This window comes from Bradyrhizobium sp. CB1015, assembly GCF_025200925.1.
GTDB lineage: Bacteria > Pseudomonadota > Alphaproteobacteria > Rhizobiales > Xanthobacteraceae > Bradyrhizobium.
Genome location: NZ_CP104174.1, coordinates 6,193,687 through 6,212,429, shown reverse-complemented (window position 1 = coordinate 6,212,429; position 18,743 = coordinate 6,193,687). Strand labels below are relative to the sequence as shown.

The window sequence follows — 18,743 nt, the reverse complement described above, 5'->3', positions numbered from 1 at the left end:
TCCATGCGCGGTGGTTTAGGAGACCGTTCGATGCGCGTCCAAGCCAAAGCCTATATCGACCGATGCGGATTGAGCATCAATCCTCCGCCAGCTCCGCGGAGGACAATTCGCCGGCGATTTTGACCAGCGCCGACAGCAGCGGGTTCTCGTCCTCGCGCCGCCATACCATGAACAGCTCGACGGGAACGCGGGTGCGCAGCTTCAGCGGACGCAGGCGCACGTCGGAGATCTTCAGGCTCGCCGCCGCCGCCGGTACGATGGCGAGGCCGAGGCCGGCGCGGACCATCGCGAGGATGGAGTGGATCTGGCTGAGATGCTGGACGTAGCGCGGCAGCACGTCGGCGCGGGTGAACAGCGCCACCAGGAGGTCGTGGAAGTAGCGGCTCTCATAAGGCGAGTACATCACGAAGGGCTGGTCGTCGAAATCCTTGATGGTGACGCTGTCGGCATTCGCCAGCGGGTGTTTCTTCGGGATCGCCGCGAGCAGGGGCTCGGCGACGACGCGGCGGCTGGCAAGCTCGGGCCGCGCGATCGGCGGCCGCAGCAGGCCGGCGTCGATCTGGCCCGAGGTCAGCGCCTCGAACTGGTCGCCCGACACCATCTCCTTCAGCGAGAAGTCCACCTCGGGCAGCTTGGCGCGGCAGGCGGCGATGAGCTCGGGCAGGAAGCCATAGGCCGCGGCCGCGGTGAAGCCGACCTTGAGCGAGCCGGTCTTGCCGAGTGCGATGCGACGGGCGACCTGCGAGGCGCTTTCGGCCAGCTTGAGGATGCGCCGCGCCTCCGGCAGGAAGCTGCGCCCCGCGGGCGTCAGGCGCACCGAGCGGCTGGTGCGCTCCAAGAGTGGCGCATCGATGATGTGCTCGAGCACCTGGATCTGTCGGGACAGCGGCGGCTGGGTCATGTTCAGCCGCGCGGCAGCCCGGCCGAAGTGCAATTCCTCCGCCACCGTGACGAAACAGCGGAGCTGGTTGAGGTCGAACATCGATACATGCCTTAGATGGATAAGGCGTTTCCCCGGCACTTCTAGCATCGATCACCCCCAAAACAAAGACGGCGGCTTTGTGGGCCGCCGTTGAGTTGCCTGGTCAAGCTCCCATGGGAGCCCTCAGGAGGAACGTTTGAGCGTCACCCGCTCTCAATCTCGCAGACGACCACCGTCACGAGTCGTAGAGGCGCACTCCGCGGCGTGTCCAAGTTGAAGCGAGTATCGATCAATGCCGCTTTTGGATCGATGGAAGGGCGGGAGAGCGGAACGATCGTGAGGGTGGGCGAGACGCCCAAAATTCGTCATTGCGAGCGCAGCGAAGCAATCCAGAGAGTCCGTGGAAACAGTCTGGATTGCTTCGTCGCAAGGGCTCCTCGCAATGACGCGAGAAGAGAGTTCGCTTTCGCTTCTACTGCCGCGCGCTCGGCAGCAACTGCGGCAGCAGTCCGCGCGTTACATTGGGCGGCACCGCGTCGAGCCCGAGCACGGCGCTGGCCGCCGGCAGCGCCGCATCGGCCATCGCGGCGTGGCCCTCGGCGCTCGGATGCACCGCGCCGCCGTAGACGGCGGAGAGCACGCCCCAGGTCGCGTCGTGGATGTCGGTCGGCTGGCTCGCCGCCGGCAGGCCCTGCGGATAGGTCATGGCGGCGAAATAGCTGTCGTTGGCGTCGCGGACCCAGCGCGCGCGGGGCAGGTAGGCGCGGTATTCCGAGGCGCCGCGGCCGCACAGCATCGGCTGGCTCGCCGCGCTGACGATGTCGGGATCGAAGCTCTGGCCGTTCTCCGCAAAGCAGCTGCGGTCGAATTCGGGATCGTTGGCGGAGCGGGCGCAGAAGCCGTGCTCGGCGAACACGGCCTGGTGCGCATCGACGAACGTCATCCGGTCGGCTTCGGGATCGCGGCACAGTGCACCGCGGGTGCAGGTGGCGAGCCCCTTCAGCTGGGGCAGGAATTCGGTGTCGACGAAGGCGGAGACGCGGGCGAGACGCTGCGGGTCGGTGTTGAAGGACGGGTGGATGTCGAAGCCGGCTCGGCCGCCGCGGCAGGGCGCTCCGCCGTCGGCGAGCGCAGGATTGGCGTAGGAGACGTAGACCACGCGCGAGAGGTCGCCGCCGACCAGCGGCTTCAGCGCCTCGCGCAGCTTGACGAAATTCTGCGGCAGCTCGCGTTGGAGCGCATCGCGGGAATCGTCGACGCTCGCCATCACGCCGGAGCGGCGGAACAGCGCGCGCTCGGTCGCGGTGTCGACGATGACGTCGGCGACGAGACCGGAGAAATAGACGTCGTTGGCGCCGACCGAGAGCAGCACGAGATCGAGCATGCGGTCGGGCTGGCGCTTCTTCGCCGCGGTGACGGCTTCCCGCAGCTCGGCGACTTGCGCGTTCACGCTGGTGTTGCAGACGCCGGACTTGCCGGGCGGGCATTCGCGGGCGCGCTGGGAGCCGAGCAACCCGTCGCCGATGCTGGCGCCGGTACAGGCGAGCGGCAGGAAGGTCACGGCGATGTGGGTGTAGCGCACGGCAAGCGCCAGCGCGGTGCGGGCCTGATAGCTGTAGAGCGAGCGATGGCAGGGCGCATTGAACCAGAGCGCGCTGTAGCGTTGCCAATTGGCGAGCGTATCCGGCGCCTCGCAAGCGCGGCCGCCCTTGAAGCCGTGGCGGCTCGGCCGATAGTACTGCGCGCCGGCGGTGCCGAGATAGGAGCGGAAGCAAAAACCTTCGTCCGACAGCGCCAGCGGCCGGTCCGGATTGCCTTCGCCGGAGGCGATGCTGTCGCCTAGACCTGCGATGAAGATGTCGCGGACCTGGATCTCGGTCTGGACCCGCTGGGTCGGATCGGAGCCGGCGGAGACATCGACGGTCGCAACCGTCTGCTTGCCGTAGCGGACGCGCAAATTGATCGGCTCGGCGCAGTCGAAGGTCGAGGTCTGCGGGCCGTCGCCGTCATCGAACGACCAGGCGCAGGTGGCGCCGACCGGCACCGCGCCGGTCAGGCGCACCGTGACCGGATGGTCGATCGGCGTGATGTAGTTCTCTTTGATATTGTCGCGGGTGCAGGGCTGGTTGACCCGGCCCTGCAGGTCGATGCAAAGCCGGTTGACCATGTTGCGGGCCCAGCCGCGGCCCTCGCTCTGCAGCTCCAGCGACTGTTCGGCGGCCAGGATGCTGCGGTTACGCGCGTTCTCGACGTGAAGCAGGAAGTCGCGCTCCTCGCGGAATAGGCGGAAGCGGTTACGCACCTCCCAGCTGATCTGCATGGCGCCGGCGTCCTGCGCGGCGGCGCGCTCGGGCAAAGCAGTCAGGATACCGGCAAGCAGCACGGCGCCTGCCGAGAGGGTGCGAAGGAATACGGTGATCATGGCCCGCGTCTTCAACGGCAAAGTTGGGGCGGAAATAAGAGAGGATTGCGCCCCGGCCTGCAACCTTTGCCTGATGATTTCCGGGGGCGCCCTTGGCGGCTCAGCGCTTGCTGGCCTGCCGCAGCAGCCGTTCGCGCTCCATCGGCGTCACCTCCTTGGGCAGGTTGGCCTGCGCGCAGGCTTCCGCCAGCCGCCGCCGCTCCTGCCATGGCGCGACCACATTCATCCAGAGCTCGCGCGCGCCCATGATGGAGATGGCAAGCCCGAACGGGATCACGAAATAGAGAATGCGGAACACCAGCAGCGTGGCCAGAAGCTCCTCGCGGCCGAACTGGGGCAGCGCCACCAGCATGGCGGCATCGAACACGCCGATCGAGCCGGGGGCGTGGCTGGCAAAGCCGATCAGTGTCGCCAGGATGAACACGACCGCGAGCGACATGAAGTCGATCGGCGGGTTGGCCGGCATCAAGAGGTACATCGCCGTGGCGCAGAAGCCGAGATCGACGACGCCGATCAGGATCTGCACCAAGGTCAGCGGCGCCGAGGGCAGCACCACCTTCCAGCCTTTCTGGCCGAGCTCGCGGCGCTTCTCGCCCATGCAGAGCCAGACCAGATAAGCGCCGATCGATGCGAGGCCGCCGAGGGCGATCAACCGGTTGAGCGAGGAGGGGAGCTGATCCATCGAGGAGGCCGCATCCGGGTGGATGGCCATGCCGATCGAGAGCACGAAGATGTTACCAAGCCAGAAGGTCAGGCCCGACAGGAAGCAGATCTTCGCGACATCGATCGCGTTCAGCCCGTAGTCCGAATAGATCCGGAAACGGATCGCGCCGCCGGTGAAGACCGTGGCGCCGATGTTGTGGCCGATCGAATAGGACGTGAAGCTGGACAGCGCCGCGATGCGATAGGGCACGTGTTTCTTGCCGATCGTTCGCAGCGCAAAAAAGTCATAGAAGGTCAGCGTACAGAACGCGAAGAAGACGCAGATCGCAGCCAGCCCGATGCTGCCGCGCGGAATCTCGGTCAACGCGGTCAGGATGACCCCGGTATCGATGCCCTTCAGGGTCCGCACCAGCGTGGTGATCGCGAAGGCGATGATGAAGACGCTCGCGGCAATTCCGAGCCGTCGCCAGCCGATCCATCTCTTGAAGCCGCGTTTCAGCGCGGGCAGCAGTCCGTGCATTCATCCTCCCGGCGGGGGGCAAGACCGACCGGGCCAGGCATTGGCCGATCGGGTGCGATCACGGCCAAAGGCAGGCATCGATCGCGAGGCATGATCCAGCTCATTTAAGGCAAAATCAGCGGCTTGTGCAGCCCTTGACAACAATAGGTTCTGCGTTCGGCCGGCAACTTTGTCATACGCGGTTCATATCGGCGGCGCGTTAAGCATATTGAGTCGTGAAACCCGGCTCCATTCGTGCGTTCATTGTGCCGACACGATGTCAAATCCTGGCGCCGTCCGCATTGTTCCAGCGCAAGCCGTATCGGACTTTTCGGAACGTCGATACCGCGTGGTCGTTAGGCTCCATCAGCAATCGAACATGGCGGAACCTGCGGCTTGACTACAAGCCGGCGCCCTCCGTGTTCCAAGACCCGAGAGGATCGGAACGATGGGACTGTTCACAAGAGACATCAAGACCATGAACGACCTGTTCGTGCATCAGCTCCAGGACATCTATTACGCCGAGCAGCAGCTCACCAAGGCGCTGCCGAAGATGGCGAGCAAGGCCACTGATCCGCAGCTGAAACAGGGCTTTTTGACGCACCTCGAGGAAACTAAGCAGCACGTTGCGCGGCTCGAGGAGGTCTTCAAGATGCACGGCGTCGCCGTGAAGGCGGTCGACTGCCCGGCCATCGACGGCATCATCGAGGAAGCCGACGAGACCGCCGGCGAAGTTGCCGACAAGGCGGTGCTCGACGCGGCCCTGATCAACGCGGCGCAGGCCGCGGAGCACTACGAGATCGTCCGCTACGGCAGCCTGATCGCCTGGGCCAAGCAGCTCGGCCGCAATGATTGTGCGGCGGTGCTCGCCAAGACGCTCGAGGAAGAGAAGGCGACCGACAAGAAGCTGACGGTTCTTGCCGAGAGCAAGGTGAACCTGCGCGCGGCGAGCTAGTCGCAACAATGCAGCCAGAACGCGCCGCGCGGCAACGCGCGGCGTTTTCTTTTTTGCATGTATTTCGAAGCTATGGCCGCGGCTGCGCGTCGGCTTGAGAGGTCAGCTTCGGCGCAGCGCGAAATGCGCGCCGCAGAACGCCATCACGGCGCCGAGACACAGGGCGGCAAGCCCGGCGAGCACGCCCGATACGGTCGGGATCGGGCTCGGCGCCGACGCCGCCTGACCCGCTCCCGCAAGCAGGAGCACGCCAACCGCGATCAGGAATTGCCGCATCCGCTGCGGGATCTGTCCGGAGACGGCGCTCTGCATCAGGCTCGCCGTGAAATAGCCGCCGGAGAAGCCGACGGTGGCAATCAGCCACCAGGCAATCGCAGCGCCCGACGGAATGAACTCGTGCGTGTCGGAGCGCCAGAGGCCGCCGAGGTCGAGGCCGTAGCGCGCGCCCAGCATGTGCACCGCGAGCGCGAGCAACACACCGGAGATCATTGCGGCGCCGAGAATCAGGCGGCGGGGGAAAAAGGTCGTCTCAGCCATGCCTCGCTTGTAGGATGGAGGGGGGCGATCGCGCAAGCCGATCGCCGATGGGATCATTGATCGACATGCCGGGAGCTGAAGCCGGTTCGGCCACGAGCTACGCCTACAAGGCCTCGCTGATCGGCTCGGCGCATCGCTTCGAGCTGACGGAGCAGGGGCTGTCCTGGCACATCGCCGGCCGCTCCGGCCTGTGGCGCTATGACGAGATCTCGGCGATCCGGCTGTCGTTCCGCCCGGTGTCGATGCAGCAGCACCGCTTCCGCGCCGATATCAGCCGCGCCGGCGGCGGCCGCATCGCGATCCTGTCGACGAGCTGGCAGACCGCTGCCCTGATGGCGCCGCAGGACAACGGCTTTCGCGATTTCCTGATCGAGCTGCATGCGCGGATGGCGAAGGCGGGCAGTCGCGCCGAATTGACCGCGGGCCTCGGCCGCAACACCTATGCGGCGGTGCTGGCGTTCCTGGCCGTGCTCGCTGTGGCGATGGCGGGGCTCCTGATCCGCGCGCTTCTGACCGGCGAATTCGCCGGCGTGCTGTTCATCCTCGGCTTCGCCGCGCTGTTCGCCTGGCAGGTCGGCGGCTTCGTGCGGCGCAACCGGCCGCAGAGCTATAGCTTCGATCGCGTGCCGAAGGCCCTGCTGCCCTAAAGCGTTTTCGAGCGAAGTGGGTACCGGTTCGCGTGAAGAAAACGCGTCAGATGAGAGCCCTACTCCGTCGAATCGAAATCGTCCTCCTTGGTGCCGAGCAGCGAGACGACGGTGCGCAGGCCGGAATCGAGCTGCTCGGGCGAGGGCGGGGCGAGCGCGAGCCGCACCGCGTTCGGCGCATGACCGTGCGCGATCGCGAAGGTCGAGGACGGCGTCAGCGCGATGCCGCGCCTTGCTGCCGCGGCGACGAATGTCTGCGAGCGCCAGTGCGGCGGCAGCGTCAGCCAGAGATGATAGGAGCGCGGATCGGCGGCGATCTGGTAGCCGGCGAGCAGCCTTGCGGCGGTCTGCTGGCGGCGCGCGGCGTCGATGCGCTTCAGCCGCGTCAGCTCGGCGACGGTGCCGTCGGCCATCAGCCGCTGTCCGGCCGCGAGCGCATGGCCGGAGGCGATCCAGCCGCCGGTGCGCACCGCGCTCATCACACTCTCGCGCAGATGTGGCGGGGCGACGAGGATGCCGAGCGCCAGCCCCGGCGCGACCTTCTTGGACAGGCTGTCGAGCACGATGCAGCGATCGGGGCCGAGCGCCGCGAGCGGCGTGTCGTCGGCGAGGAAGCCGTAGACGGTGTCCTCGATGATGGTGAGATCGAGCTTCTCGGCGACGCGCATGATGTCGGCGCGCCGCGCCGCGTTCATGGTGACGCCGAGCGGATTCTGGATGATGGGCTGGAGATACAGCGCCGACAAATGCGCCTCGCGATGGGCCTTTTGGATGGCGTCGGGCCGCGCGCCGAATTCGTCCATGGGAATCGGGACCAGCGTCACGCCTAACCGCGCGGCGATGCTCTTGACGTAGGGATAGGTCAGCGCCTCGACGCCGCAGCGGCCGCCGGTGGGCACGAGCGCGGCAAGCGCGGCTGCGAGCGATTGCTTGCCGTTGGCGGTGAAGAAGATCTGCTCGGGCTGAGGCGCAAAATCCTTGCGGGCGAGATAGGCGGCAGCAGCCATACGCGCACTCTTGGTGCCGGTGCTGGTCGAAACGCGCAGCGCGGATTCCATCGCGTCGATGCGCTCGAGCCCCGCGAGGCTCTTGGCGATCATCGCCCATTGCTGCGGCAAGAGCGGGTAATTGACCTCGAGATTGATGCGCGCGTCGGCCGGCTCGCTCATCGTCTCGACTTCACGCCTGACGTCGCCGGAGATGAACGTGCCGCGCCCGACCTCGCCGACCACGAGGCCGCGGCGGAGCAATTCCGTATAAACCCGGCTCGCGGTCGAGACCGCGATACCGCGATCATAGGCAAAATTGCGCTGCGGCGGCAGCCGGTCGCCGGGCCTTAACGTGCCGTTAGTGATATCGGCCGCAATGGCATCGGCGAGCTTCACGTACTCGAACTTGGACATATTGCACCGAGAGCAATGTTTTGCTTGCTCCGAGGAGTGTACTGGAGCATTTAAGTTCCATCAAGTTCCGCGATTGAGCCGAGGGGAGCGAGAGCAATCCGACGGCAAATGAGGTGCAGGCGCCCACAAGCGTCCGCGCCAACGGCACCTGCTTCGCCGCGCGGGACGATAGGCCGGAGAAGAAGAATGACCACGATCTCGCAAACTGCCGGGCGGACTTTACGCCCATCCTCATCCAGCGGATTTTTCAGTGCCCTTGCCCTGGGCGTCACTGCGCTGTTCGACCGCCTGGAGCGCCGCTCCGCGGTCAAGACGCTGAACGAGCTCGACGATCGCGCCCTGCGCGACATCGGCATCACGCGCAGCCAGATCGAGGATGCTGTGTACGGGCAGTTCAAGGCCGAGCTGTCGCGGTATCTGTGATCCGGTCCAGTGTCCCGGACGCGCTGCAGCGCGAAACGCTGCTGCGCAGAGCCGGGACCAGCGAACCGCACTCGCTGTTGCATGGGCCCCGGCTCTGCAGCGCATCGTCGAAGAGACGCTGCGCTGCGTCCGGGGCACGAGAGGCGGAGCATTTGGCACGTGGGTAGAGCGAAGCAAAACCCCATCCCGCATTCTCGTCGCGGATGCATGATGGGTTTCGCAAGTGCTCTACCCATCCTGCCCTCTCTGCTGTCGCGATATCTGTGAGCGACCGCGGGATCAGGCGATCGCGACCTCCCATGCTCTGTCGAATGCTCGATCGTCTTCAGTTCTGCACGGTTTGCGGAGAGGCCGTGAGGCGCTGCGTTGGCGTCGATGGCGGACATCCAGGCGCTGCAAGCGTGAAGCGACATTGCTCGTGAATGCAGCAAACGCTGCCGCCACCTGTTTGACGACGAACAGGATCGTGGTGACGCGGCTCATCACGCCGAACAGGATCAGCACGAAGAAGATGTCGATATAGGCGAGGAAGTCGCCGACCAGCATGAGTTCTGGGGGAATTGGAATCCTGTGGTAGTAGGCGAGCACGAGGATCACGACGGGGATGAAGGCGATGACCTTTCGCAGAGTCAGGCTGTCCAGCAGCGCCGCCAGTTGGACGACCAGCACCTCCCACAAGGCATCACCGATCGCGAGCGGGACATCGTAGGTCCATCTCCGCCACCATTGCTTCACGACCATCGCTCCGGGTTCAATGCCTCACCACCAGCACCGAGCACTTGGCGTAGCGCACGACGTGGCCGGCGTTGGAGCCGAGGAAATAGGTGCGCATCGCCGGCCGGTGCGAGGTCATCACGATCAAATCGGCCTTCATGTGCACGGCTTCCTCCAGGATCTCGTGATAGATGCCGCCCTGGCGCACCACGCTGGAGATGCGGGAAGGCTCGATGCCGGATTCGCGTGCGACGATGGCGAGGGCCTCTTCCGAGGTCTGGCGCTGCTGCTCGTCGAAATCGGCCGGGACGTATTCGGCCAGCATCACCGGCGTCATCGGCAGCACGTTGAGCAGACGCACGGTGCCGCTCCAGGTCTGCGACAACGTCGCCGCGGTCGCGATCGCCGGCTTGGCGAGATCGGTGTCGGCGAGGTCGATGGGCACGAGGATGGACTTGAACATCTGCGCCTCCAAATCTTCCGGTCAGGACGTCTTGCCGGTACGTCGCGCGATCAGCCCGATCGAAGCAGCTTGGGGCTGACGAACAGCACCAGCTTGCCGCGGCGGTAGGCCACGGCATCCCAATCCTTGACGTCAAAGTCGAAGATCGCAAGCCCCGCCGTGGGCAGGTTGTGGCCGAGTGCCTTGGCGCCATCGGGATCACCGCCGCCGATCAGCATCAGGGCGACCTCGTGCATGCCGGGATTGTGGCCGATCAGCAGCAACCGCTTCGGATTAGCCGGGGCGGTTGCCGTGCGAATGGTGTCCAGGATCTGCGCGGGATCGGCGCCGTAGAGTTCCGGCAGGACCTCGACCTGCGGCGCCGGGACGCGGTCCTTCATCGCCTCCCAGGCGATGTCCCAGGTCTGCCGGGCCCGGACGGCGTGGGACACCAATACGGTATCGGGAAAGGGCGGATGGGCGGCGATCCAGTCGCCCATCTGCGCGGCATCCTTGTGGCCGCGGTCATCGAGCCGGCGGTCCTGGTCACGGCCGCTCGGTGCGTCGGTCTCGGTCTTGGCGTGACGCAGCAGCATCAAACGGCGCATGGCATTCTCGAATCGTTCCACGTCCAGGATAATCTACAGGCGCCGGTTGAGGACAAGGTGACAGCCGCCCGGTTGGTATCTTAAGAAACGCTATGAGCGAGACTTTCACAAGCGTGTCCCAGGAAGAAGCCGGCTTTCGCGACCGCGTGCGGCTTTCGTTCGATCTCGATGCCGATATTTGTGTGATCGGGGCGGGGCTTGCCGGGCTTTCCATCGCGCTGGAAGCGGCCCGGCTCGGGGCCAGCGTCGCGGTGCTCGAGGGCCGGCATATCGGCTGGAACGCCTCCGGCAACCAGCTCGGCACCGTGATGCCGGGCTTTGCGCTGCCGCTCGCGGACCTGATCGAGCGCATCGGCTTCGAGGATGCCCGCGAATTGTGGACGCTGTCGAAGGAGGGCGCCGAGTTCGTCAGGGCCAACTCCAGCGAAGAGAACATGCCGGGGATCGGCCTTCGCGACGGCGTGCTGGAGGTCTCGAACGTCGATGCCGGCGACCGGCTGATCAGCCGGTTGCAGATGCTGAACGAGGATTTCGATACCGAGGTCGAGGGCTGGCAGGCCGATCGCGTCCGCGCGGTGCTCAAGACCGATCATTACTTCCACGGCGTGTATTATCCAAAAGCGTTCCAGCTCGACGGCCGCAAATATGTGCACGGCCTTGCGGCGCTGGCGCGGCGGGCAGGCGCCCGCATCTTCGAGGAGACGCCGGTCGTCAGCATCGATCATTCCGGCATCCGCAAGCGCATCGTCACGCCCTCGGCGCGGCTGCGCGCGAGTCACATCGTGCTCGCCGGCAACATTCATCTCGGCGCGCCGTTGAAGCGCCTGTCGGAGACGCTGCTGCCGGTCTGGCGCTATGCCGGCGTGACCGCGCCGCTCGGCGAGCGCCTGCACGAGATTATCGCCTTCAAGGGATCGGTGATGGATTCCGACGGTGTCGACCATTTCCGGATCGTCGACGGCGACCGGCTGATGTGGGAGAGCCCGGAGACCACCTGGGCGGCGCGTCCGCAGCGCTTCGCCGGTGCCGTCAGGCGACGGATCCGGACGATCTTTCCCGAGCTCGGCAATGTCGAGATCACCGACATGTTCGGCGGCGTCATCGGCCAGACCGTGCACGGCATGCCGCAGATCGGCCAGCTGCGCAAAGGCCTGTGGGTGGCAAGCGGGTTCGGCCGCCAGGGCATGAACACCTCGGCCATGGCCGGACAGATGATCGCGCGCAGCATTTTGCGGGGTGATGAGCGCTGGAAACTGTTCTCACCCTTCGAGCTGGTCTGGGCGGGCGGCGCCACGGGGCGCGTCGCGGGCCAGCTGGTCGGGATCTGGGGCAGGGCGAGCTCCGCCGCCGCAGGTGCGCTCGCCCGCTATCGCGAGCGCGCCAGGGTGAAGGACAGGGAACGCGAGGCCCGCCTCGCCGAGGCCAACCGCGCCGCCGGCACCGGTCCGCGTCGTGCGCCGCCCGGCGTGCGGCCGCGGCCGGCACCACCGCCGAAAGCTGCGGTCGAAGCCGTGGAACCCGTCGTGCAGGACGACCGCGTTTCGCAATAAACCTGAGAAAAATCCCGCCTCAACGTGTAACGTCGGCCGACGAAGCCCGTATCTCAGGGCATGGACTTCCCGCGCACGGAGAATGACATGCTTGACCGCCGCATCCTGCTCACGACTGTCGCCGGCCTGTTCGGCCTTACGGCCTTCCGCTGGCTGAGAGGAACACCTGCCGAGGCCGGCGAGAAGGCCGCGGAAAAGTTCGAGATCACGAAGACGGAGGCCGAATGGCGTGCCCAGCTCACGCCGCAGCAATATGAGATCCTGCGCAACCACGGCACCGAGCGGCCGGGCTCCAGCCCGCTCTTGAAGGAGCACCGCAAGGGCATCTTCGCCTGCGCCGGCTGCGACCTGCCGCTGTTTACGTCCGAGACCAAGTTCGAGAGTGGCACGGGCTGGCCGAGCTTCTATGCACCGATCGAAGGCAATGTCGGCAAGACCGAGGACCGCACCTACGGCATGGTTCGTACCGAGGTGCATTGCCGGCGCTGCGGCGGCCATCTCGGCCATGTCTTCGACGACGGCCCGAAGCCGACCGGCTTGCGCTATTGCATCGATGGTTTCGGCTTGGTCTTCCACCCGGCTGCGGCGTCGGCGACGTAGGCAATCAAGCCGTCATTCCGGGATGGTCCGAAGGACCAGACCCCGGAATCTCGAGGTTCCGGATTCGATGCTGACGCATCGCTCCGGAACGACAATCCTCCCCGGCAATTGTTGCCGGCCCGGCAATTGTGCCCCGGTCATGCGGCCGGGGCATTTCTATTTAAGCCGTTGATTTCCTGAAGATACCCGCATTGGCATAGGCCTTGCGACGTCGCTTCCGATTGCGGCCATGGTCGACCGGCCGCCGAGATCGGATTTGGAGACAAAGTTATGGGTATCTTCGATGCAATGAACACCTCGGTGGGTGGCCTGCAGGCGCAGTCCTTCGCGCTGCAGAACATTTCCGGCAACATCGCGAACTCATCCACCACCGGTTACAAGGGCATCGGCACCAGCTTCGTCGACCTCATTCCGGACTCCTCGGTCCCGAGCAAGCAGGTCGCAGGCGGCGTGACGGCCAACGCCAAGGCCACCATCACCACCCAGGGCACGATCTCGTCCTCCAGCGTCGCCACCAACATGGCGATCACCGGCGACGGCTTCTTCTCGATCCAGAAGGCGAGCGGCGTCGTCGACAACGTGCCTGTCTTCACCGGGGTGACCTATTACACGCGGCGTGGCGACTTCCAGCTCAATGCCAACGGCAACCTGGTCAACGGCGCCGGCTATTACCTGATGGGCGTCACGGTCGACCCGAAAACCGGCAACCCGACCGGCAGCGTGGCGAACGTCCTGCAATTCCAGAACAACTTCATTCCGGCGCAGGCGACCACCTCGATCCAGTACGCGGCGAACCTGCCGACCCAGCCGAACACGGTGGCGAAAACCACCGCGTCGAGCGGCACGCTGCTGGCGGCCGGCGGTCTGAACCCGTCCGATTTCGCGGCCAACCCGCTGCCGGTCGGCACGCCGCCGGCGCCCTATGCCAATGCGACGGTGTCAGGCGCGGCTGCAACCGGCAACATCCGCTCGGCCTATTCGTCGACGACGGCCACGGGCACGGTTGCGCTCCAGAACAATTCGTCGGCGGTCGCCTCGACGACCACGTCCCTCGACAACGCGGCCGGCACGCATCTCGCCTCCAGCATTCTGACCGCGTTGAGCGGCCAGACGCTGACCATCAACGGCAACACCATCACGTTCAACGGCGGCACCACGGTCTCGACCGTCGGCAGCAACACCACGATCGGTCTCGGTGCGGGCACAACGGCGACAGTGGCCGATATCCTGAACGCGATCCAGACTGCCGGCGGCGCCGGCGTCACCGCTTCGCTCTCCGTCAGCGGCAACATCCAGATCGCGACCGGCACCGGCACCGACGTCGCGATCGGCAGCGGCACGGCCGCCACGGCGCTCGGCATCAGCAGCGTGACGCGCGGCGGCAACGTGCTGTCCTCGCCTGCAATCTCGGGCGCGACGGTGCTGAGCGGCTCGGCCACCGCCGGCGGGGCCCAGGTGCTCACGTCCGGCTTCTCCGCCGGCGACACCATCACCGTCAACGGCCAGACACTGACTTTCATCTCGCCGCCGGCGGTTCCCGCCGCCAATCAGATCCTCACCACCGACAACGTCACGACTCTGCTCGGCAAGATCGACGCGCTCTCCGGCGCCTCGGGGTCGTCGGTCAGCAGCGGCGGCGTGATCACGCTCAACACCGGCACCGTCTCCAACCTCTCGGTGTCCAGCTCCAACAGCGCCGCTTTCTCGGCGCTCGGCTTCACCTCGACCATCACCAAGAATCGCGACGGTGGCGGCACCGCCGGCACCGGCGGGGTGATCGGCAACGACGTCGCCACCTTCACCAAGGAATCGATCAGCGGCGGCGCGGTGACGGCCTACAACGCCGCCGGCACGCCGGTGAACCTGCAATTGCGCTGGGCCAAGACCGACAGTGCCTCGCTGGGCGCGGGCCATTCGGATAGCTGGAACCTGTTCTACCAGACCGACCCGAACGCGACCGGCACCACGGTCGGCTGGGTCAACACCGGCCAGACCTTCACCTTTGCCGCCGACGGCTCGCTGACCTCGCCGAGCGGCTCGGGCATCACCATCAACAACGTCACCGTCAGCGGCCAGTCGCTCGGCTCGGTCGCCTTCAACATCTCCTCGGGCGGGCTGACGCAATATGCCAGCACCAGCGGCGCGGTAACGATCAACACCATCACCCAGAACGGCTATGCCGCCGGTCAGTTGCGCTCGGTCGCCGTCAACAACAACGGCACCGTGGTCGGCACCTTCTCCAACGGCCAGAACCTCAACCTCGCCCAGGTGCAGCTGTCGCATTTCAACGGCACCAACTATCTGAAGGCGATGGACGGCGGCGCCTATGCCGCGACCGAACAATCGGGAGACGCCATCGACGGCGCCTCGGGCACCATCAGCGGCTCGTCGCTGGAGGGCTCCAACACCGACATCGCCGACGAATTCACCAAGCTGATCGTGACCCAGCAGGCCTATTCGGCCAACACCAAGGTGATCACGACGGCGAACTCGATGGTTCAGGATCTCCTCAACGTGTTGCGCTGATCGGCGCGTGACGTAACCAAAGGCGGGCCAGTGATATGGGTTTGAGTTCAGCCCTCGCCAGTGCGATGAGCGGTCTGCGTGCCAATCAGGCCGCGCTCTCGATCGTCTCCTCGAACGTCGCCAATGCGCAGACGCCGGGTTACGTCGTCCAGACGCCGAACCAGATCGAGGTCACCACCGGCGAGTTCGGCGCGACGGCAATGACGACCGGCGTCAGCCGCGAGCTCGACGCCTATGTGCTGAACCAATTGCGGACCGAGACCGGCGGCAGCGGTTACGCCGACCAGATGGCGAACATCCTGAAGCAGCTTCAGAATGTCTATGGCACGCCCGGCAACAGCGGCACGCTCGAAGACGCGCTGAACAAATTCACCACGGCGCTGCAGGCGCTGTCGACCAGCTCGGGGGCATCGTCGGCGCAAACGGTCGCGCTCGGTGCGGCGCAGGCGCTCGCGACCCAGCTCAACGTCACCACCAAGGGCATCCAGTCGCTGCGTTCCAACGTCGAGCAGGATCTCGGCAACTCGGCGCGCGCCGCCAACGCGGCGATGCAGCAGATCGCCGCCATCAACACCAAGCTCCAGGGCCTGTCGCCCAACGATCCTTCGGCCGCCACGCTGATGGACCAGCGCGACCAGGCCATCAACACTCTGTCGAAATATGTCGACGTCCGCGTCACCACCGACGGCTCGAACCAGACCAACATCTACACCACGACCGGCATTCAGCTGGTCGGCGCGGGGCTCGCCTCGGAATTCTCCTTTGCCTCCGCAGGCGCGCTGTCGGCGACCTCGCTCTACAACATCGACCCGACCAAGTCCGGCGTCGGCGCGCTCAACATCAAGCTGCCGAACGGCTCGCAAGTGGACGTCGTCGCCAACAACGTGGTCTCGTCGGGCCAGATTGCGGCCGATCTGAAGCTGCGCGACGAGACGCTGGTGCAGGCGCAGAACCAGATCGACCAGCTCGCCGCCACGATGGCGAGCGCATTGTCCGACAAGACCACGGCCGGCAGCACCGTCACCGGCCCGCCGGCCGGTTTCGACCTCGACCTCGCCGGTGCGCTGCCGGGCAATACCGTCAACATCACCTACACCGACACGGCCACCAACACGCAGCGCCAGATCACGCTGGTCAACGTGACTGACCCGGCGGCGCTGCCGCTCCAGAACGCGACGAACGCCAACCCGATACGGATCGGCGTCAACTTCGCCGGCGGCATGAATGCGATCGCCTCCGCGCTGAACACCGCGCTGTCGGGCACGCATCTGTCGTTCTCCGCCGCCCCGCCGCCGGCGACCGCCACGACGTTGCGTGTGACCGACGACAACACCGGCCTTGCCAAGGTCAACGCGGCCTCGACCACCAAGACGATCTCGTCGCTGACCTCGGGCAATCCGCAGCTGCCGCTGTTCACCGACGGCGGGCAGGCGCTCTACACCGGCGCGATCACGGCATCGGGCTCGCAGATGACCGGCCTTGCCGGACGCATCGCTGTGAACACGCAGCTGGTCGCCGACCCGACCAAGATGTCGGTCTACAACACCTCGCCGGTGACGCCCGCGGGCGACACCACGCGTTCGGACTATCTTTATTCGCAGCTCACCAAAACAGTGTTCTCCTATTCGCCGCAGAGCGGCCTCGGTTCGGCGACCCAGCCCTTCACCGGCAGCGTCTCGAACTTCCTCCAGCAGTTCCTGAGCGTCCAGGCCAACGCCGCGACCCAGGCGACCCAGCTCCAGCAGGGCCAGAGCGTCGTGGTCTCGACGCTTCAGGCCAAGTTCGACTCGACCTCCAAGGTCAATCTGGACGCGGAGATGTCGAACCTGATCCAGCTCCAGAATGCCTATGCCGCCAACGCCCACGTCATGTCGGTGGTGCAGAGCATGATGAACACGTTGATCCAGGCTCAATTGTAACCAGTAACAGGGCTCTGAAACATGTCGATCCCCAGCATCAACTACTCTTCATCGATTCTCGGCGCCCAGATCCGCAACATCAATCAGCAGCTCACCGACCTGTCGACGCAGCTTTCGACCGGCAAGCTGTCGCAGAACTATTCCGGCATGGGCACCAACGAGGGCTTTGCCATCGCCGGTCGCGCGCAGCTCTCCAACATCGCCGCCTATACCGACACGATCACCAACGTCAACGTCAGCATCAACCTCGCCAACACCGCGCTGCAATCGCTGACGAAGATCCGCACCACGGTGCAGACGGGTTCGGCCAACACCGCGCAGGATCTCAACGTCAACGGCCAGACCATCGCGCAGAACACCGCGGCGGCTCAGTTCGGCTCGATGGTCGGCGTCCTCAACACGCAGACCGGCAACCGCTATCTGTTCTCCGGAACGGCCGTCAACACCCAGTCGGTGGCCAATGCCGGGGACATCATCAACGGCACCACGACGCAGGCCGGCTTCAAGACCGTCATGGCCGAGCGCCAGGCCGCGGACTTAGGGGCCAGCGGCATGGGCCGCCTGGTGCAGACGCAGCCGACGCCGAGCTCCGTGCAGGTGGCGGAGGACGTCGCGGGATCGCCGTTCGGGCTGAAGATCAAGGCAATATCCTCGACGCTGACGGGTGCGACCGTCGTCGGCCCGAGCGGCTCGCCGGTGTCGTTCTCGGTCGATCTCAACGGCGTCAACCCGAACAACGGCGACAAGCTCAGCATTCAATTCACCCTGCCGGACGGCACGACCGAGCAGATCGAGCTGACCGCCTCCTCGGCGACGCCGACGCCGCTCGGCAGTTTCGCGATCGATGCGAGCGTCCCGGTCAATCCGAACAACACGGCTGCCAACCTCAACACGGCACTGAACACCGCGATTCAGAAGCTCGCCAACACCTCGCTGGTGGCGGCATCGGCGATCGTCGCCGGCGACAACTTCTTCAACACCGCGAGCTCTGCGATCGGCACTCCCGTCAACAACCAGGCGGTGCCGCCGGTCCCGGTCACCGGCGCGACGGCGCTATCGGGCGCGACCCCCTCGGACTCGATCTCGCCGGGCTTCGTCGCGGGCGATACCATCACCGTCAACGGCACCACGCTGACCTTCGTGGCCTCGGGCGCAACCGGCAACCAGCTCAACGTCACCGACAGCATCCAGAACCTGCTGAGCAAGATCGACGCGATCACCGGGACGTCGAAGCCCTCGACGGTCCATGGCGGCTCGATCACGATCAACACCGACGATGCGGCGAGCCTCAACATCACGACGTCGAACACCGGCGCGCTGAGCGCGCTCGGGTTCGGCTCGACGCCGGTGACCGCCACGCAGCCGCCGCTGCGCGTCGGCTCCTCGCCTGCGAGCTCGGCGACCACGCTGGTGAACGGCTCGGCCAATACGGTGAAATGGTATTTGGGCAATGACGGACCCGGCTCGCCGCGCTCGACCGCGATGGCGCGGGTCGATGATGCCGTGACGGTGCAGTACGGCGCCCAGGCGAATGAGGATGCGATCCGCCGGCAGTTGCAGGCAATCGCGGTGTTCGGGACGTTCTCGACCTCGCCGACGGGGCAATATTCGGGCGGGCAGGTCTCGGCGCTGAGCCTGCGGGTGACCCAGGCGCTGACCCAGCAGCCCGGACAGCAGCGCATCGAGGACATCCAGACCGACATCGCGATGGCCCAGAACACGATGAAGGACGCGAGCACGCGCCAGACCCAGGCCAAGGCGCAGCTCCAGACCATCATCGACCAGGCGGAATCGGCCTCGCCCGACCAGGTCGCGAGCGAGATCCTGGCGCTGCAGAACGCCCTGCAGGCGTCCTACCAGGTGACCTCGAACCTGGCGCAGCTCTCGCTCGTCAAGTTCCTGTAAGGAGGCGT

At 65.8% G+C, this 18,743-nt stretch carries 16 protein-coding genes; 8 read left to right on the top strand and 8 right to left on the bottom strand.

Annotated features, from left to right (window positions below; translation table 11 throughout):
* Positions 1-76: 76 nt before the first annotated feature.
* From N2604_RS29195 to N2604_RS29185, 3 genes are all read right to left on the bottom strand, one after another.
* The gene (locus N2604_RS29195; protein WP_260371501.1) at positions 77-982 is read right to left on the bottom strand and encodes a LysR substrate-binding domain-containing protein; all 906 of its coding nucleotides are present in this window, start codon (positions 980-982) and stop codon (positions 77-79) included.
* A gap of 412 nt (positions 983-1,394) precedes the next feature.
* Positions 1,395-3,344, bottom strand: a complete 1,950-nt coding sequence (locus tag N2604_RS29190) for a hypothetical protein (protein WP_260371500.1) — start codon at positions 3,342-3,344, stop codon at positions 1,395-1,397.
* 100 nt (positions 3,345-3,444) lie between these two features.
* A complete protein-coding gene (locus N2604_RS29185) occupies positions 3,445-4,527 on the bottom strand; it encodes a YbhN family protein (RefSeq protein WP_260371499.1) in 1,083 nt (360 codons plus the stop codon).
* A gap of 427 nt (positions 4,528-4,954) precedes the next feature.
* Between N2604_RS29185 and N2604_RS29180 the strand changes: the two genes are divergently transcribed.
* The gene (locus tag N2604_RS29180) at positions 4,955-5,461 is read left to right on the top strand and encodes a ferritin-like domain-containing protein (protein WP_260371498.1); all 507 of its coding nucleotides are present in this window, start codon (positions 4,955-4,957) and stop codon (positions 5,459-5,461) included.
* A 102-nt stretch (positions 5,462-5,563) separates the two neighbouring features.
* Here the strand turns inward: N2604_RS29180 and N2604_RS29175 are convergent, their stop codons facing one another.
* Positions 5,564-5,998, bottom strand: coding sequence for a hypothetical protein (locus tag N2604_RS29175; protein WP_260371497.1), 435 nt, complete (start codon positions 5,996-5,998; stop codon positions 5,564-5,566).
* Positions 5,999-6,045: 47 nt separating this feature from the next.
* On the opposite strand from N2604_RS29175, the gene N2604_RS29170 reads away from it, so the two are divergent.
* Positions 6,046-6,645: a hypothetical protein gene (locus N2604_RS29170; protein WP_260371496.1), complete on the top strand. Its 600-nt coding sequence runs from the start codon at positions 6,046-6,048 to the stop codon at positions 6,643-6,645.
* Between the two features lie 59 nt (positions 6,646-6,704).
* Here N2604_RS29170 and N2604_RS29165 read toward each other — a convergent pair whose 3' ends face one another.
* Positions 6,705-8,048, bottom strand: a complete 1,344-nt coding sequence (locus tag N2604_RS29165; protein WP_260371495.1) for a PLP-dependent aminotransferase family protein — start codon at positions 8,046-8,048, stop codon at positions 6,705-6,707.
* A gap of 186 nt (positions 8,049-8,234) precedes the next feature.
* On the opposite strand from N2604_RS29165, the gene N2604_RS29160 reads away from it, so the two are divergent.
* Positions 8,235-8,471 carry a DUF1127 domain-containing protein gene (locus N2604_RS29160; protein ID WP_260371494.1) on the top strand — a complete coding sequence of 79 codons (237 nt, stop codon included), beginning with the start codon at positions 8,235-8,237 and terminating at the stop codon, positions 8,469-8,471.
* A 279-nt stretch (positions 8,472-8,750) separates the two neighbouring features.
* Here N2604_RS29160 and N2604_RS29155 read toward each other — a convergent pair whose 3' ends face one another.
* From N2604_RS29155 to N2604_RS29145, 3 genes are read right to left on the bottom strand one after another with little or no spacing between them, the layout of a single operon-like run.
* On the bottom strand, positions 8,751-9,206 hold the full coding sequence (locus tag N2604_RS29155; protein ID WP_409241651.1) for a hypothetical protein: 456 nt from the start codon (positions 9,204-9,206) through the stop codon (positions 8,751-8,753).
* A 16-nt stretch (positions 9,207-9,222) separates the two neighbouring features.
* Positions 9,223-9,648: a universal stress protein gene (locus N2604_RS29150; protein WP_130218328.1), complete on the bottom strand. Its 426-nt coding sequence runs from the start codon at positions 9,646-9,648 to the stop codon at positions 9,223-9,225.
* Between the two features lie 50 nt (positions 9,649-9,698).
* A complete protein-coding gene (locus N2604_RS29145; protein WP_260371492.1) occupies positions 9,699-10,235 on the bottom strand; it encodes a histidine phosphatase family protein in 537 nt (178 codons plus the stop codon).
* A gap of 92 nt (positions 10,236-10,327) precedes the next feature.
* On the opposite strand from N2604_RS29145, the gene N2604_RS29140 reads away from it, so the two are divergent.
* The 5 genes from N2604_RS29140 to N2604_RS29120 all read left to right on the top strand — a co-directional run bounded on the left by N2604_RS29140 (position 10,328) and on the right by N2604_RS29120 (position 18,735).
* Positions 10,328-11,785, top strand: coding sequence for an FAD-binding oxidoreductase (locus N2604_RS29140; RefSeq protein ID WP_260371491.1), 1,458 nt, complete (start codon positions 10,328-10,330; stop codon positions 11,783-11,785).
* Between the two features lie 87 nt (positions 11,786-11,872).
* Complete coding sequence (gene msrB, locus N2604_RS29135; RefSeq protein WP_260371490.1) at positions 11,873-12,385, top strand: peptide-methionine (R)-S-oxide reductase MsrB; 513 nt, start codon at positions 11,873-11,875, stop codon at positions 12,383-12,385.
* A gap of 270 nt (positions 12,386-12,655) precedes the next feature.
* Positions 12,656-14,911: a flagellar hook-basal body complex protein gene (locus N2604_RS29130; protein WP_260371489.1), complete on the top strand. Its 2,256-nt coding sequence runs from the start codon at positions 12,656-12,658 to the stop codon at positions 14,909-14,911.
* Positions 14,912-14,946: 35 nt separating this feature from the next.
* Complete coding sequence (gene flgK / locus N2604_RS29125; RefSeq protein WP_260371488.1) at positions 14,947-16,830, top strand: flagellar hook-associated protein FlgK; 1,884 nt, start codon at positions 14,947-14,949, stop codon at positions 16,828-16,830.
* Between the two features lie 21 nt (positions 16,831-16,851).
* Positions 16,852-18,735, top strand: coding sequence for a flagellar protein (locus tag N2604_RS29120; RefSeq protein WP_260371487.1), 1,884 nt, complete (start codon positions 16,852-16,854; stop codon positions 18,733-18,735).
* Positions 18,736-18,743 lie beyond the last annotated feature (8 nt).